General features: G+C 36.5%; 13 protein-coding genes. 2 read left to right on the top strand and 11 right to left on the bottom strand.

Annotation, left to right across the window (positions count from 1 at the left end):
• Nucleotides 1-242: 242 nt before the first annotated feature.
• The 10 genes from Q3Y49_RS07705 to Q3Y49_RS07660 form a co-directional block, all read right to left on the bottom strand.
• Nucleotides 243-752, bottom strand: coding sequence for an SPOR domain-containing protein (locus Q3Y49_RS07705; protein WP_303271722.1), 510 nt, complete (start codon nt 750-752; stop codon nt 243-245).
• Nucleotides 745-4,098, bottom strand: coding sequence for a preprotein translocase subunit SecA (gene secA / locus Q3Y49_RS07700; RefSeq protein ID WP_303271721.1), 3,354 nt, complete (start codon nt 4,096-4,098; stop codon nt 745-747). Before secA ends, Q3Y49_RS07705 begins: the two co-directional genes overlap by 8 nt.
• Before the next feature lie 67 nt (nt 4,099-4,165).
• Nucleotides 4,166-4,945: a diaminopimelate epimerase gene (dapF, locus tag Q3Y49_RS07695; RefSeq protein WP_303271720.1), complete on the bottom strand. Its 780-nt coding sequence runs from the start codon at nt 4,943-4,945 to the stop codon at nt 4,166-4,168.
• A gap of 60 nt (nt 4,946-5,005) precedes the next feature.
• Entirely contained in the window at nt 5,006-5,674 is a 669-nt protein-coding gene (locus Q3Y49_RS07690; protein WP_303271719.1) for a hypothetical protein, read from the bottom strand.
• Complete coding sequence (locus Q3Y49_RS07685; protein WP_303271718.1) at nt 5,649-6,200, bottom strand: hypothetical protein; 552 nt, start codon at nt 6,198-6,200, stop codon at nt 5,649-5,651. The genes Q3Y49_RS07690 and Q3Y49_RS07685 overlap by 26 nt, the downstream gene beginning before the upstream one ends.
• Nucleotides 6,201-6,277: 77 nt before the next feature.
• Entirely contained in the window at nt 6,278-8,101 is a 1,824-nt protein-coding gene (locus Q3Y49_RS07680) for a TrkH family potassium uptake protein (protein WP_303271717.1), read from the bottom strand.
• A 22-nt stretch (nt 8,102-8,123) separates the two neighbouring features.
• Entirely contained in the window at nt 8,124-9,944 is a 1,821-nt protein-coding gene (locus Q3Y49_RS07675; protein WP_303271716.1) for a TrkH family potassium uptake protein, read from the bottom strand.
• A gap of 40 nt (nt 9,945-9,984) precedes the next feature.
• Nucleotides 9,985-10,980 carry a bifunctional heptose 7-phosphate kinase/heptose 1-phosphate adenyltransferase gene (locus Q3Y49_RS07670; protein WP_303271715.1) on the bottom strand — a complete coding sequence of 332 codons (996 nt, stop codon included), beginning with the start codon at nt 10,978-10,980 and terminating at the stop codon, nt 9,985-9,987.
• 153 nt (nt 10,981-11,133) lie between these two features.
• On the bottom strand, nt 11,134-12,336 hold the full coding sequence (locus Q3Y49_RS07665; protein ID WP_303271714.1) for a pyridoxal phosphate-dependent aminotransferase: 1,203 nt from the start codon (nt 12,334-12,336) through the stop codon (nt 11,134-11,136).
• Nucleotides 12,337-12,539: 203 nt separating this feature from the next.
• Nucleotides 12,540-13,370 (bottom strand): phosphopeptide-binding protein, encoded by an 831-nt coding sequence (locus Q3Y49_RS07660; RefSeq protein ID WP_303271713.1) that lies wholly within the window; start codon nt 13,368-13,370, stop codon nt 12,540-12,542.
• A 94-nt stretch (nt 13,371-13,464) separates the two neighbouring features.
• On the opposite strand from Q3Y49_RS07660, the gene Q3Y49_RS07655 reads away from it, so the two are divergent.
• Together Q3Y49_RS07655 and chrA are read left to right on the top strand one after the other, a co-directional pair.
• Nucleotides 13,465-14,439, top strand: coding sequence for an isopenicillin N synthase family dioxygenase (locus Q3Y49_RS07655; RefSeq protein ID WP_303271712.1), 975 nt, complete (start codon nt 13,465-13,467; stop codon nt 14,437-14,439).
• A 3-nt stretch (nt 14,440-14,442) separates the two neighbouring features.
• Nucleotides 14,443-15,621 (top strand): chromate efflux transporter, encoded by a 1,179-nt coding sequence (gene chrA / locus Q3Y49_RS07650; RefSeq protein ID WP_303271711.1) that lies wholly within the window; start codon nt 14,443-14,445, stop codon nt 15,619-15,621.
• A 261-nt stretch (nt 15,622-15,882) separates the two neighbouring features.
• On the opposite strand, the gene Q3Y49_RS07645 is transcribed toward chrA, so the two are convergent.
• Nucleotides 15,883-16,782: a S66 peptidase family protein gene (locus Q3Y49_RS07645; RefSeq protein WP_303271710.1), complete on the bottom strand. Its 900-nt coding sequence runs from the start codon at nt 16,780-16,782 to the stop codon at nt 15,883-15,885.
• Between the last annotated feature and the right edge of the window lie 37 nt (nt 16,783-16,819).

The raw sequence follows: 16,819 nt of genomic DNA, 5'->3' as shown, positions 1-16,819 counted from the left end.
AGGCTAGCATTGACAAAAATTATTTTCTAACCACAATAGAAACAACCTGCCCCGACATTATCGGGGAAGAAGACAAAAGGATTTTCGCTAAAGCGAAAAAATTTGTCACTGACACCTCCATTACCAAAGGCAATAGAAGAAATTTCCTTCCACTAGCGTCTACCTAGTAGAAAAATGACTACCGCCTCTGGCGACCTTTCTGTTCTATGGCAACAAAGCTAAACCTGTCAGGTTTAAAAAATCTAATTAATATAAATCCGCTGCGGAACCGAAATAGCATCAGGAAATTTTGGCTTCAACTTCAGCAAAGTTCTCTGCACCTCTAATCTTTCTGTAAATCTGCCTACTCTAACTTTATAGATCGGCTGTTTATATTCTACATCGGTCCTGATTTCAGGCAATACAACCCTTGCGGTATCCCGTGCTTCATAAGCCTCTGCGCTACTACTACCACTATAAATCTGTATGGCATAGCCATTTACGTAGCGAATTTCCTTATTATTTTCAGCTAAGGTATCAAGCTTTTTGTCCAAAAGGGCCGTGACGTCCGCATTAGCTTCGAAATTCTCACTGGTACTTCTGAAACTACTCTTTTCACTTTCCATCTCAAAGGCAGTATCCACTGTTGGACGATACTGGCTTAAGTCTTCACTATAAGATTTACTAGCTGTTGAAGTGGGTTGAGAGGTAATACAACCCACTATAAAAAAACCTAGTAATAAAAACGCTATGCCGAATCCAAATTTATTCATCTAATAAAACACATTTATTACTTTTAACATCTTCTTCCACTGTTTTGAATTTCACGTCTTTTTTCACGCTTCCATCCTGATATTGAACAGTTACTCGGTCATTTCTTCCCACAACTTTTTCAGATTTTGCCGGCATCTGCTTTTCGACCGGTGGTCTGTTTTTATTTTGACCTCCGCTTAATACAGAACCTGACTCCTCTTTACTTTCTTTATAATTCTGCTGCTGCTTTCTTTGCGCTGCAGCCTGCACTTGAGAGCTGTCCTGCACTGGCAAATCCAATTTCATCATAAATGAGCTGGTATCTTCATTTAATTTACCAATAAACCTCTTGAACAATTCAAAGCCCTCAAATTTATAAATCAATAAAGGATCTTTTTGCTCATAAACAGCATTCTGCACAGACTGCTTTAAATCATCCATTTCCCTCAAGTGCTCTTTCCAATTCTCATCAATGATGGCTAAAGTGGAAATTTTTTCCATAGAAAGTATGAGTTCCTGCCCTTCTGTATCTAAATTTCTTTGTAAATCAGTAACGACCCCAATTTGCTTTTTCCCATCGGTAAAAGGAACCATAATTTCTTTGACGGTAGCCCCTTTTGTTTTCGAAATGTCTTTTAAAATTGGAAAAGCCTTCTCTTTTATTTTATCATTCTTTGCTTTATAGGCAGTATAAACATGATTATACAGTTTCTCCGTAAGTTCGTTTGGCTTCAATGATTCATAATCCTCTTTGCTAATTTCAAAATCAATTCCGAAAGTACTTAAGATACTCAATCTGAAATCATCAAAAGCATCCATAGCTTTTGAATTGTTAACTATATCTTCGCAAGTATCATACAACATATTCATAATATCCAACTGCAATCTTTCGCCATAAAGTGCATTTTTCCTTCTCTTGTAGATCACTTCACGCTGAGAATTCATGACATCATCGTACTCCAATAATCGCTTACGAGTACCAAAGTTATTTTCCTCCACTTTCTTCTGTGCTCTTTCTATCGATTTAGAAATCATAGAATGCTGAATAACTTCTCCTTCTTCCAATCCCATTCTATCCATGAGTTTAGCGATCCTATCAGATCCAAACATCCTCATTAAGTTATCTTCCAAAGAAACAAAGAATTGCGAAGAACCCGGGTCACCTTGACGGCCCGCACGACCTCTCAACTGTCTATCTACTCTTCTTGATTCATGTCTTTCCGTACCGATTATAGCCAATCCTCCTGCTTCCTTCGATTCTTTTGCCAATTTAATATCCGTACCACGACCCGCCATATTGGTAGCGATAGTCACAGTACCTGGCTTACCCGCTTCCGCCACTACATCTGCCTCTCTAGCATGTTGCTTGGCGTTCAATACTTGATGTTTTATTTTACGCATGTTCAACATACGACTCAAAATCTCTGAAATTTCAACGGAGGTAGTACCTACAAGTACAGGTCTTCCTTCCTTACTCATTTCTTCAATTTCTGCTGCAACTGCATTGAATTTTTCACGGACCGTTTTATAAACCTTATCTTGGCGATCATCTCTAACAATATCTTTATTAGTTGGGATAACCACCACATCTAGTTTGTAGATATCCCAGAATTCACCAGCTTCCGTTTCTGCAGTACCGGTCATACCCGCTAACTTATGGTACATTCTGAAGTAATTCTGTAAAGTAATGGTAGCATAAGTCTGCGTAGCATCCTCAACCTTGACATTTTCTTTGGCTTCTATCGCTTGATGAAGACCATCAGAATATCTTCTTCCCTCCATCACACGACCGGTTTGCTCATCCACAATTTTTACTTTTCCATCTACCAGAATGTATTCAGTGTCTTTCTCGAAAAGTGTGTATGCTTTTAATAACTGATTCACCGAGTGAATACGTTCAGCTTTTACTGCATAGTCTTTAATCAACTCATCCTTTTTCTCCAATATTTCTTCATCAGCTAAAGACTCATCTTTTTCTAATTCAGAAATCTCTACGCCTATATCCGGTAGAATGAAGAAACTGGCATCTTCATCATCCCTAGTGATCAGATCAATACCTTTTTCAGTAAGGTCTATATTATTGTTTTTCTCTTCAATGGTGAACAATAAAGGCTCATCTGCCTCTGGCATTAATTTGGAATTATCTGCCAAATAAATATTCTCTGTTTTTTGCAAGATCTGACGCATACCCTGCTCACTCAGGAATTTTATTAATGGTTTGTGTTTTGGTAAGCCTCGGTATGCTCTGAACAGCGCTAGTCCACCTTCATCTTCTTTTCCTTCTTTGATTAGCTTCTTTGCTTCTAGTAAGAAGTCAGCTGTTAGTTTTCTTTGTTCTTGCACTAACTTTTCAATTCTTGGTTTTAAAGAATCGAATTCGTGTACATCGCCTTTTGGCACGGGACCAGAAATAATCAATGGGGTCCTTGCTTCATCAATTAGAACAGAATCGACCTCATCAATCATAGCAAAATGATGCTTGCCCTGAACCAATTCCTTAGTTTCGCGCGTCATATTGTCACGCAAGTAATCAAAACCAAATTCATTATTGGTTCCATAAACTATATCGGACTGATAAGCCTTTCTTCTTTCTTCAGAATTCGGCTTAAATTTATCAATGCAATCACAAGAGATTCCGTGGAATTGGAAAATAGGTGCCATCCATTCTGAATCCCGTTTTGCTAAGTAATCATTTACTGTTACAATATGCACTCCCCTTTTAGCTAGCGCATTTAAGAAAGCTGGCAAGGTAGCGACCAAAGTTTTACCTTCACCCGTAGCCATTTCGGCAATTTTACCTTTATGCAAAACGATCCCGCCAATTAATTGCACATCGTAATGCATCATATTCCAGGTCGTATCGTTTCCAGCCGCTTTCCAAGTATTATTCCAAATGGCTTTATCACCACTTAGATTAACATGTTCGGCTTTGCCGGACATTTCTTTATCGAACATATTGGCCGTTACTTCCAACTGCTCGTTTTCCATAAATCTACGAGCTGTATCTTTAACGATCGCAAAAGTCTCAGGTAACACTTCCAAGAGTATTTCCTCTAACTTTTCGTTTCTTTTCTCCTCTAAAGCATCAATTTCATTAAACAAGTCTTCCTTTGTGTGTAAATCCATATCAGGATTTTCGTCCACCTTAGCATGGAGAGCAGCTATTTCGTCATCAATATCCTTCAGGTATTGATTGATTCTCTCTAAAACATCGGTGGTTTTAGCCCTTAGTTCATCGTGCGATAAACTTTTTAATTTGGCAAATTCCTCATTGATTTGCTCCACAATTGGGAGTACTTCTTTTATATCTCTGTCAGATTTCGTTCCGAAAACTTTTGTCAGTCCTTTGGCTATAAAGTCAAGCATACTTTTTTGCTGTAATAATTTAAAATATGTGCTAATTTACACGCTTTTTTATGATTTATTTTAATTTTTAAAGCTCGATTTGCCCTTTAAAAACATTCTTTGCCGGCCCGGTCAGCCAGATATTTTTTGCATTCCCGTCTATCAACTCAAAATCAACACTCAATTGCCCTCCTAAGGTTTCAATTTTGACTGGAGAAATTCCACCATGCAAAACATGTGCAATTGCACAAGCCGTAACACCTGTGCCGCACGACAAGGTTTCATTTTCTACTCCCCTTTCATACGTTCTTACTGAAATTTGATCCTTAGACAGTTTCTCAACAAAGTTTACGTTGATGCCTTCTTTGGCAAATTCCTCACTATAACGAATGGAAGCACCTTCTTCTTTTACATTTTTGTCTTTTATGTTACTGGCAAAAATAACATAATGCGGTGAACCCGTATTTATCGTAAAATGCTCAGGAAAAGTATTGATTTTAGTTTGTGGGACATCCTTCATGCTTAAACGAACAATATCCCCATCAATAGAGGCTTCGTGTACCCCATCTGTAGATAAAAAGGTGGTTTGATTGCCAATAATCCCCAAGAATTGAGCAAATTTGACCGCACACCTACTTCCATTCCCACACATGCTTTGCGAGCCATCTGGGTTAAAAAATATCATTTCAAAATCATAATCATCATGATTTTCAATTAATATCAGACCATCGGAACCCACACCAAATTTACGATCACACAGTTTTTGAGCCATCGTTTTGTCTTTACTATTTACCTTTTGAAAGCGGTTATCCACCATCACAAAATCATTACCTGTTCCCTGATATTTATAAAATTCAATCCTTGCCATGTGCTCCTTTAAGCGAAAATAACACCAAAGAATTTCTTATGCCAGAATGGCACTTTTAAATTAATTTCTCAAATATTTTATACCGCTTTTTAACTCTAAAAAAATAAGTCCTATTTCTTTTGAATAAGAAAACTTCACAATGGTATTTGGCTCCAAAAACCCAGTTCTTGCAGTAATTTCAAAAACTGCAACTTCCTCTTTAAATAGTTGTCCATTTAACTCATAGTCAGTCATGATTTGAAACTCGAATGGAAGTTCTTTTTCTTCATAGTCATTCCAAGACAACGACTCTCCACTATTGGAATATATGTATAAACTGTTGGGTTTGTATGTCACCGCATCAAAGCGAAAAGATAAACTAGGCATGTTAAAGGAAACCCAAGGATTAGTATCAGAAAAGCCTGCATCGGCATTAATACTAAAATCACCTAATACGGTGCTTCTAAATTGTTGATAATGCATTTCCCTCATAGTCCTATGAGTTGGGATCAATAAAAAAGAACCACTCGATTCGCTGTAATAATTATCTTCTTCTGTTAGAACCCAATTAGTACTTATACCATTTTGATCTTTCATTGTAAAGCTATGATTTCGCTTTTCCTGTACAATCCAAGCCTCCGTTTCAGCTTGTAGATCTATTTCTTCATAAATTATAGCTCCATTACATGAAATCAGTGCTAATAAAAAAAGCAATAAAAATGATCTACTGGATTTCGTAAGTGTCTCCATTTTCCTGAATAATTTTTAGGATTCCTGAAGAATAATTATAGTAGAGACTATCAATCTCACTTTCATATTCCTCACTATAACTATTACTTTTTAATTTAAGCACATCGTAAAAATACTGATTATTGATTTTCACAGAATCAACCATCTCCATATCCTCATTTAATGAGAAGTACTCCCGACCAATTGCGATCCCGTAATTAAAAGTATTTTCCTCCCTAGCATAAATATTAGATTCAATATCATAAAAAGGATAATCAGCAACTATAAACATTTGTTCTCTTTCGTAGGTATAATAATCGCAGCAATGATCGCAACCGTCTGTTTCAACAGTGGAATTCCTATACACCTCAAATTGGATTTCTGTTCCTGAATTATGCACAAGTGTAAATTTATCTTCATTGTCGTACGGAATAAAATCACTCATATTCTCAGGAAAGGTGAAGGCATCAGTGAGAGTACTTTCATCACATTTGGGGTTACAAAAGCCCATTGCGGCAATAAGAAAACTGACAATTATGTATTTCATATTCAAAAATTTAAGCGCAAAATTTCCACAGAATAGACCCTGATTAAAGAAGATAGGTTGGATAGAACGCTGCGAATTTAACCCACCATCAAATGCGCCTTCGGATATTTATGAGTAGTGGTTGTAGCCCTGTTGCTGAGTGCTAATGCAAAGGTCAAGGTACCTACCCTACCTATAAACATCGATAGAATAATGATAATTCTTCCACCAAGTGATAAATCAGCTGTGATTCCTGTGCTTAATCCCACAGTACCAAAAGCTGAAACCTGCTCAAAAATTAACCGCTCTAAACTAATATCTCCATCCGTAATAGTCAAAGCGAAAATAGCAACCAAATTCATGGTAGCCGCAAAGAAAAAAACTGACAACGCTTTGTATAACAACTCCTTAGGTATAAATTTTTTATCAATTTCAATTTTAGCCCTATTATTCAAAGTAGCTATTACTGATTTTATCAATAAATAAAAAGTTGAGGTTTTGATCCCTCCACCAACTGAACCAGAAGAAGCACCAACGAACATTAAGAAAGATATAAGAACCAAGGCCGGGATTTTCAACGCACTAAAGTCCACGGTATTAAAGCCTGCAGTCCTGGCTGTTGCAGATTGAAAAAAGCTTGTAATCATGGCTTCCATAAAATTCATATCTGCCAAAGTGTTATTCCTTTCTATAAAATAAAAGGCTATCATTCCAGTAAAAAGTAACACCATAGAGGTATATACGGCTATTTTGGTGCTCAATTTCCATTCTTTCCATGGACTTTTAAATCTTTCTCTAAGATTTGTTACAGAAAATAGATCTTGTAGAGATGAGAAACCAATACCCCCTAAAATCAAAGTAATGGCTATTATGATATGTAATATATAACTAGTGGCTACGCCTTGTTCAAATAGTCCATTAGTAAACAAGCTAAAACCTGCATTACAAAATGCACTTACAGAATGAAAGGCTGAAAAGAATACTTTCTGCCCCACTGTGTTAAAATGAACATCATGACCCCATGAGAAGAAGATCAATATAAAGGCAATGAACTCCACTAAAAAAGTTATGAAAAAGATTTTGCTCAATAAACCCTTAGCAGAAAATAAAGAATCACTCTCGAGGAAATCTTGGAGCATTAATTGCTGCTTGATCCCTACTCCAGTCTTTAGTAAAGACGCTAAAAAGGAAGCAAAGGTAATAATGCCCAAGCCTCCAAACTGCATTAAAATCATAATGACAAATTGCCCTTTCAAAGAAAAATAGGTAGCAGTATCTACTACAATTAAACCCGTTACACAACTTGCACTAACAGCAGTGAATAAAGCGTCCATAAAAGACATGGTTTCATGCTTTACTGACATTTCAGGAAACATTAAAACGCCAGTTCCAAAAAAGATTAAGATGATAAAACTAATGATAAAGGTTCTAGCAGGCTTGGTTTTTAATTGAGACAAAATCACGCTCGCCTTTACGCCTTCGTAGGAAATTAATACTATAAAATAAAAGGCTAATAGCGTTTGATAGGCATCCGCATAACTATTGAATTCAAAGAAATCCTGTAAAAAATGTACAATCCTATTGTCAAAAGCATAATAACTAATAGAGTTTATCAAAATTATGATGACCAGTAAAAATTCTAATTTGTGGGACTGCAAAAACTCCAATCTTCTAAACGAATACAGCCATCGAATGATGAAACTCAAAAAATAAAACAACAAGATGATATCTAAGGCTAAAAATACTTGTTTCAATTCATCACTACTGACATCATACCCAAATTCGTACAGTAAAATTACACAAGCAGCAATCCATAAAAATACTTTAACAGAGCGAACCGTAGTTAGTACAGGTTTTTTGCTCTTATAAATTGCATTATTTAGCAATTCAATAATTGTATTTTTAATTCTACTTATATTCATTTAGTTATTTATACCTCTGATCTCAACCTACCATTAAATGTGCTTTCGGATATTTATAATTTTGAGAAATCTGTCTACTACTCAGAGCAAATGCGAAAGTAAGCGTTCCAACTCTTCCTACAAACATGGAAAGGATTATGACCACTCTGCCCGCTGTTGACAATTCGGACGTAATCCCCGTGCTCAACCCAACCGTTCCAAAGGCGGAAACCTGCTCAAAAATAATCTGAACAAAAGAAAAATTGCTTTCCGTTAATGTCAATACAAATACGCCAATCAAATTAATGGATGCAGCAAAGAAAAAGATCGATAAAGCTTTAAAAAGTAACTCTTTCGGAATAAATCTTTTATCGATTTCTATTTTTAACCGCCCCCTAATAGTTGCAAATACAGAAACGAGAATCAAATAAAAGGTAGAGGTTTTAATTCCTCCTCCTACTGAGCCTGAAGATGCACCAATAAACATCAAAAATGCCAGTAAAATTAGAGTTGGCGTACGTAATGCGCCAATATCCACTGTGTTGAAGCCCGCAGTTCTGGTTACGGATTGAAAAAAGCTAGAAATTGTAGCTTCCATAAAGTTTTTATCAGAAAGAATGTAATCTCTTTCCAGTAAATAAAATACCAGCATCCCAAATACTATCAGGAATGCGGTCGTGTAAACGGCTACTTTGGTGCTTAATGTCCAATCTTTCCATGGGTTTTGATAGCGGTCCCTTAATCTTTTAAGACTAAAGATATCTTGAATCGTAGAAAATCCAATTGTCCCGAAAATCATGGAAATAGCTACAACAATATGAAGAATATAACTAGTAGCGACTCCATGCTCAGCTAAACCATTTGTAAAAAGACTAAAACCAGCATTACAAAAAGCGCTGACCGCATGAAAAGCTGTAAAGAATAATTTTTGAGCTTGTGAAGTAAAGACCACTTCATCTCCCCAAGTAAAATAAATCAAAACAAAAGTGATTAATTCTAGCAAGAGCGTGATAAAAATAATTTTTCTTAGTAAGCCTTTAGCTGAAAACAGCGATTCGCTTATTAAATAATCCTGTAAAAATAACTGCTGCTTTATCCCTACTCCACTTTTCATTATATTAGCAAAAAATGACGCAAAAGAAATAATCCCAAGCGCTCCAATCTGTACTAAAATCATAATCACGATTTGACCCTTGATGGTAAAAAAAGTGGCTGTGTCCACAACTATTAATCCTGTAACACAGCACGCACTCACTGAAGTAAATAATGCATCCATAAACTTCATGGAGCCCTCTTGATTGGTCATGGCAGGAAGCATCAACATTCCAGTTCCAAACAGAATAAGTATCATGAAGCTAACAATGAAAGAATTGGCTGGACTTGCTTTCAGTCGTGAAAATATATCCGATGCATTGATTAGCTCATAAATAATGAGAATAATAAAAAAGAAGGTGATTAAGGCTAAATAAGCATCTTCATAACTTTTAAACTCGAAGCTCTCAATGAAAAAACCAATTATTTTATTGTCAAGAAAATGATTACTAATTGTATTGATAATAATAATCAATACTAAAAAGGTTTCTAATTTATTATTTTTAAGGAATTCTGTCCGCCTAAATTCATACAGCAAGCGAATGAGAAAAGTGCTAAAATATATAATTAGAACAACGTCCAAGCCCAAAAATACTTGCTCCAATTCACCCTTTTCTGTTTCAAAACCAAACACATATAGCAACAGAATAGTGGCTGTCAACCAAATAAAAGCTTTTAGGGAAATAAGTGTATTCAACACCTGGCTTCTACTGCTATAGAGCATATTATTAAGCCATTCTGCAAAAGCATTTTTGAGTTTTGATAATTTCATTCTGTAAGAAACGCTTGGCCTTTGAGTTTACTGCCGAAATTTATAACTGTAAATTATGCTTTATTGCTTCTACTTCCAACTTTTTGGCATCAATTGGGACTACTCCTAATTCTTCGCATACAATTCCTCCTCCTAAGTTGGACAAAGTCGCTACAAAATCAGCTTTTAAGTTTAGTGCCATGCAAAGGGCTGCAATGCTAATAACAGTATCTCCTGCTCCCGAAACATCTGAAATACTTCTTTTGTAGGCAGGAATTAAATAATCTTCCTGCTCCGATTGAATGTAAACCCCTTTTTCTGATAAGGTGGTCATCACCATCTTTGAAGACAATCGTTCCCGAAGGAGTTGAGTTTGAGTTTTTAAGTTCTGTTGATCTGTGTGATCAAAATTCACATTCATGCCTTCTTTTAATTCCTTCAAATTTGGTTTAAATAAATCTACCCCTTTATAAGCAAAGAAATTGTTCTTTTTAGGATCAACAACAATAGGCTTTCCTGCGAGTTTTGCCTGTGTGACTGTATGTTTAATTATATTGGGTGTAATGGTGCCTTTATCGTAATCTTCAAAAATAATGACATCCACTTCCGGGATTAAATCAGATATTTTCTGTTGCAAAAGACTTTCTTCGGACTCGTTTAAAGGATGCAGGCTCTCGGAATCAACCCTCAACAAATGTTGCGAACCAGAAAGCACCCGTTCTTTAATTGTTGTAATTCGGTCTTGGCTTTTAATGATTCCTTTATCGGTAATCTTCCTTTTCTCTAATAATCCTTCAAAAATAATCGCTTCTTCATCATTTCCTAAAACCGCACATAAAATTGGTTCCGCACCTAATGACTGCAGATTAAGGGCTACATTGGCAGCTCCACCCATTCTCTTCTCACGATGCTTCACATTAACAACCGGAACAGGCGCTTCAGGAGAAATCCTTGAAACACTACCCCAGATATAAGCATCAATCATCACGTCACCAATGACTAAAACTTTCAGTTTTTGAAATGCTCTAAAAAGCTCAGGAATGTTTTGAACAGCCATTTATAAAAATTATGTAGTAGATTATTTCACCCTTACCAAGATTATTTGATAATGAAACCAGTCAGCTTTGTCCTGTACTATATCATCAATACGATCCAATATTGATCTCTTTTACAATTTTAAACATGACAGGTTTTGATAAAATAGATTTAATTATTTGAGTTCTGCCAATACTTTTTTCAAACGCTGCATGGCTTCTTTCAATTCATCATCAGAAGCCGCATAAGAAATCCTAATACAATTAGGCGCACCAAATGCGGTTCCAGTCACTACAGAAACATTGGCCTTTTTCAATATATAGATGGCTAAATCATCCGCATTGGTCACTTTTGTTTCACCGTCCGACTTCCCAAAGAAACTGCTAATGTCAGGGAAAATATAAAAGGCTCCTGTTGGAACATTTGTCACCACACCGGGCATCTCTTTCAATAAGTCGAGCATCATATCCCTACGCTTATGATAGGTCTTGGTCATCTCGAAAGTTGGTTTTAAATCTTCCGTAATGGCTGCTAATGCAGCTCTTTGAGCTATAGAAGAATTTCCAGAGGTAATCTGCCCTTGGATTTTTGTTGCTGCTTTTGCGATTGTCAAAGGAGCCGATATGTACCCCACTCTCCAACCTGTCATGGCAAATCCTTTAGAAAAACCATTGATCGTAATAGTTCTCTCCGCCATGCCTGGCAAAGAAGCCATGCTTATATGCCCTTCATTTCCAAAGTTAATATGTTCATAAATTTCATCGGACATGACCACTATGTCATCATATTGCCTGAGCACCATCGCCAATTTTTCTAATTCTTCTTTAGAAAACACACTCCCTGTAGGATTACAAGGAGATGAATATAGGACAGCTTTTGTTTTGTCCGTTATAGCACCTTTTAATTGCTCTGCAGTAGGTTTGAAATCATTTTCCAATGTGCCAGTTACGTAAACCGGAACTGCTCCGGCTAATTTCACCAATTCTGCATAACTGACCCAGAATGGAGCGAAAACTATAACTTCATCCCCAGGATTTAACATGGATAACATTAAGTTAGCTATAGACTGCTTTGCACCATTTGAAACTACAATTTGATCAGCTGAACTTGGAATTCCATTTTCCTTCTCCAGTTTTTTAGCAATGGCCTCACGTAAATCTTGGTATCCGGAAACCGGTGGGTAAGCAAAATACTTTTCACTATCAATTGCCCTTTTAGCTGCTTCCTGAATATGTTTAGGCGTTTTAAAGTCTGGCTCTCCCAAACTTAAACTGATGATGTCAATCCCTTGAGATTTCAACTCCCTAGCCTTAGCCGCCATAGCCAAAGTAGCAGATTCAGACATATTCATGATGCGTTCACTTACCGGATAGTTCATTTGTATACTATTTTAATATTTTTTCTACTATTGGAATAAAAATGTATTTCCCAATTCAGCGATAAAATTAAGTAATTAGCTAATGATGTGCTAATAAATAAATGGACAATAGATAAAAGTTTTAAGATACTTTCCTGTTGGACATAAAAAAACCCGCAAGCTTTTTGAAAAACTTGCGGGCTTATGTTCTAATTGAATTAGACTTATGAAGCATCTCCTTCTTCTAAAGTAACCGTTCTTTCAACCGGATTGAAAGGACTAGGAATTAGTTTTCCATCTGCGTCTAATAACTCTAATTTGATTTTCATTTCTCCCATTTCAGCACCCTCTATAAAATACGGTTGCCAATTATCAAGCATAAATTCTTCACCGTTGATGGTGGCTCTTACTTTATTTCCTTCCTCAGAAAGCTCGGTATTTAATAGGTAAAAATCCAGCAATACTTTTTTAGCATCCTTACCAGAATAGGTTCCTTTCGGACGACTATAAAACATGTGCGGATCTGATAAATCGGCTATTTCCTGACCACTAGGTTCTTTTCCTACAGTAAACTGACGAATATTTGCCGCACCATAGCTCTTTACACTTTCATGATAAGAACGAGACAAGAATGATAAGGCTACATAATGACCTTCCTCTAAGTCTTTCGTGAATTCGGCTTCATAATGAGCTGAGTAAGGCTGATTATTTAAAATCAAATGGATATGTTGACCTTTTGGCGAATTAGCACAATTCTTAACATCTGCATCAATTGTTTGAGTTGCTAGTTCATAATTTTTCACATTATACGAGAACTTAACCGGGCCTGCCTCAATATTGGTTTCGTTTTCCATTGGGCTTAACATCTCTAACATAGAATCATCAAACTGCGGTGATTCAACGGGTGTCAAACTGATAGAAGAAACTGATTCTTGTACTTTTTCTTCAGTCGATTTATCTTCGTTTTCGGATTTTTCTTCTTTATTTCCTGTGTTACAAGCAAAAATTGCCGCCATAGCAAATAAAATACTAAATCTTATAGTGGCTTTTTTCATGGTTTTATGTTTTTTGATTTAATTTACTTTACTAAAGTGTACTAAGGTAGTGTGAATATGTTACACTATCAACACGATTAAACCCGATACTGTTATGAGCAAAAAATTATATGACGAAATTCCTTCTTTAAACCTAGAGGATTTCACCAAAGGAACTGATGAAACAAAAAAGCAATTCGTTAAAGAATTAGGAGAAGCTTATAATACTATTGGCTTTGTAGCTATTAAAGGCCATTATTTAAGTGATGACCTTAGCCAAAAACTGTATAAAGCAGTTGAAGATTTCTTTAGCTTACCCACTGAACAGAAAAAAGCATACGAAAAAGAGGAGTTAGCTGGGCAAAGAGGCTATACTAGCAAAGGGAAAGAGCAAGCTAAAGGACATAAAGTACCTGATTTAAAGGAATTTTATCAGGTAGGTCAATTTGTACCTGATAATCATGAGTTGAAAAAAGAATATCCTGATAATTTATGGCCCTCAGAAGTTCCTGAATTAGCAAGCTTAGCTAAAGAGGCGTATCAAAACCTAGAAAAGACTGGATTCGAAATGCTAAGAGCCATAGCGCTTTACTTAGGTTTGAATGAAAACTATTTTGATTCTGAAGTGACTTATGGGAATAGCATTTTACGTGCTATACATTATCCTCCTATCGAAAATCCCGAAGATTTACCTGCAGATGCAGTTAGAGCCGCTCAACATGGAGATATTAATTTAATTACTCTTCTGATGGGCGCCAGTGCAGATGGATTGCAAGTGTTAAGAAGAGATGGCGAATGGATTCCAATTACGGCTTTGCCCAATCAATTGGTGGTAAATGTGGGCGATATGTTGGCGAGATTGACCAACGATAAACTGAAATCCACTATCCACAGGGTAGTGAATCCACCTAAAGACCAGATGAAAAAATCAAGATACAGTATTCCATTTTTTATGCATCCCAAATCATCTATGGATCTCAGCTGTTTGGATAGCTGTGTAGACAAGGAGAATCCAAAACAGTATGATGATATGACAGCAGGAGCATTTTTAGCTGAAAGACTAGCAGAAATTGGCTTGTTGAAAAAATAGTGAGTGGTTAGGAATATCAGATACCTGATCTATTTGAAGGATATTTTTATCCTGTCTCTCACCACATTTGGAGGTGCTACTGCTCATTTTGCGTTCTTTTTAGACCACCTGGTTTATAAAAGAGGGTACCTGACAGAAAAAGAACTGATAGAAATGAATGCCTTGTGCCAAATGTTGCCAGGGCCTTCATCCACTCAAATTTTGACGGGTTTGGCGACAAAAATAGGTGGTGCACCTTTTGCTTTTTTAACTTTATTTGTCTGGGTAATTCCTGGAGTTGCACTGATGACAGCTTTTGGAATTATCATGTCCAATATAGATGAAAATCAGTTATCCACTCACTTCTTGACTTTCGTCCAGCCCATTGCAGTGGGCTTTGTAGCAGCTGCAGCCTATCGGATTGTCAAAAAAGTGATTCACTCCAAAACGAGTGTTATTTTGCTTGTGATATCAGCAGCAATATCCGTTTGGATTAATTCTCCTTATTTATTTCCAGTCTTGATTTTAGTGGGTGGTTTTATTACGGCCTTCAAATACAAGTCACAGCCGATAGAAGAGAAAGAAAAAATTAAGATCAGATGGACGGCACTTATTATTTGGATTAGTGTATTGGTACTAATCGCAGTAATTGGACTTTTTACGCAATCATTGCCCATCAGGCTTTTGGAAAACTTCTATAGGAACGGAAGTTTGATTTTTGGAGGTGGACAGGTATTAATTCCTTTTCTTTATACTGAATTTGTAGATTTTAAGGATTATCTCTCTTCATCAGAATTTTTGAGCGGATTTGCCATAGCGCAAGCCATTCCCGGTCCAACTTTCTCATTTGCCAGTTATATAGGCGCACTTTCCATGCGAGAATATGGCGTTTGGGGTGAGATACTTGGTGGCTTTTTAGCAGCTGTAGGAATATTCGTTCCTGGCACTTTAATGATGATTTTCCTCATTAGGTTCTGGGATCAACTGAAAAAATTTAGAATTATTAAAGCCTCTTTGGAAGGGATTACTGCGGTCAGCTCAGGAATGGTGGTAGCCGCCATATTCCTACTATTTGAGCCTGTGCAAAATACGATGCTCAATTTCAGTTTGATAATTGGAACAGTAGCCATCTTGCTTTTTACGAAGATTCCAGCTCCTTATGTAGTTTTGATTGGGTTGTTAGCTGGGTTTTTGTTGGGCTAAATGATCGGAATTTCTTGTTTCCATTTAGAAATCAAGCTAATGAAAAGACCTATATTGATGTATCTCATCATTAAATTCATAGAGGCTAATGTTAAATTATGTAAAGCATGCGCAAAAAAAGCACACCTAAAACTGCACCGCCTCCAAATAGTGCCTGACTTTGGGGAGGCAGTGCATTTTTCTATCCATTTCAGGGGCCAATTTTACCTAAAAAGGGGTTTGAGATTTTTATGGAAACAGATGTACGGTGATTAAAATAGTTTAAAGCAAATATTTCAACTCAGCTACATCGTCCTCTATGAACAATTCTACCTCAACCCCATGCACCAAAGCCACATTCTCCATTCCGTGCCCAAATGGAAAATTGAAGCCAATAGGAAAATCATAATCCTCACAATGAGCCAAAATGATTTCCTCAACAGATTGTCCATAAATAGATTTATCTTCTGTAAGATTAGTAAATTGCCCTACTACCAATCCCGCTAAGTCTTTCAATTTACCAGCTCTTTTTAATTGCAATAACATACGGTCAATATTATATAGTGGCTCGGCTACTTCTTCTATAAAAAGAATTTTACCATCATAATCTAATTCCGTTTGGGTTCCAATTTGATGAACCAACAAGGATAAGTTCCCTCCTATTAATTGCCCTTCTGCTGTTCCTCCTTTATTAAAAGTGCTAGTAGCTTTTATGGTGCTAATATTACCAGATAAAGATTCAATCAATTTGCTCTTATAGTCTCCTGAAAGTTTTGGTAATCCTTGAAGAACACTAGTATGTAAAGAGCAAAACCCATTTTGAAATGCGGCATGTAAAAGTGCGGTTATATCACTAAAACCTATAACCCATTTAGGATTTCTTTTAAACTGAGTCCAATCCAAAGCATCAATTATGTGAGTAATTCCGAAGCCACCTCGAGCACAATAAATGGCTTTTGCTTCTTTGTGGTCTAAGGCGAATTGTAAATCTGAAATCCTTTGCTGGTGAGTTGCGCCAAATTTAAAATGAGCATTAAAGGTATTGGGAGAAACTTCTACTTTATAACCCACGTCTTTAAGGATTGCGATTCCATCTATCACTAAATCCTTATCAACCACCCCTGACGGACTTAACACTAAGATCAAATCGCCTTTTTTCAGAAATGGTGGTAGATTGTTCATATTAAATTATAGTTTAGGACAAAAAAAAGCCCTGAAT

Origin of the sequence: Marivirga harenae, assembly GCF_030534335.1 — a bacterium.
Taxonomy (GTDB): domain Bacteria; phylum Bacteroidota; class Bacteroidia; order Cytophagales; family Cyclobacteriaceae; genus Marivirga; species Marivirga harenae.
The sequence above is the reverse complement of the archived record's forward strand: the minus strand, read 5'-3'. Positions and strand labels throughout refer to the sequence as shown.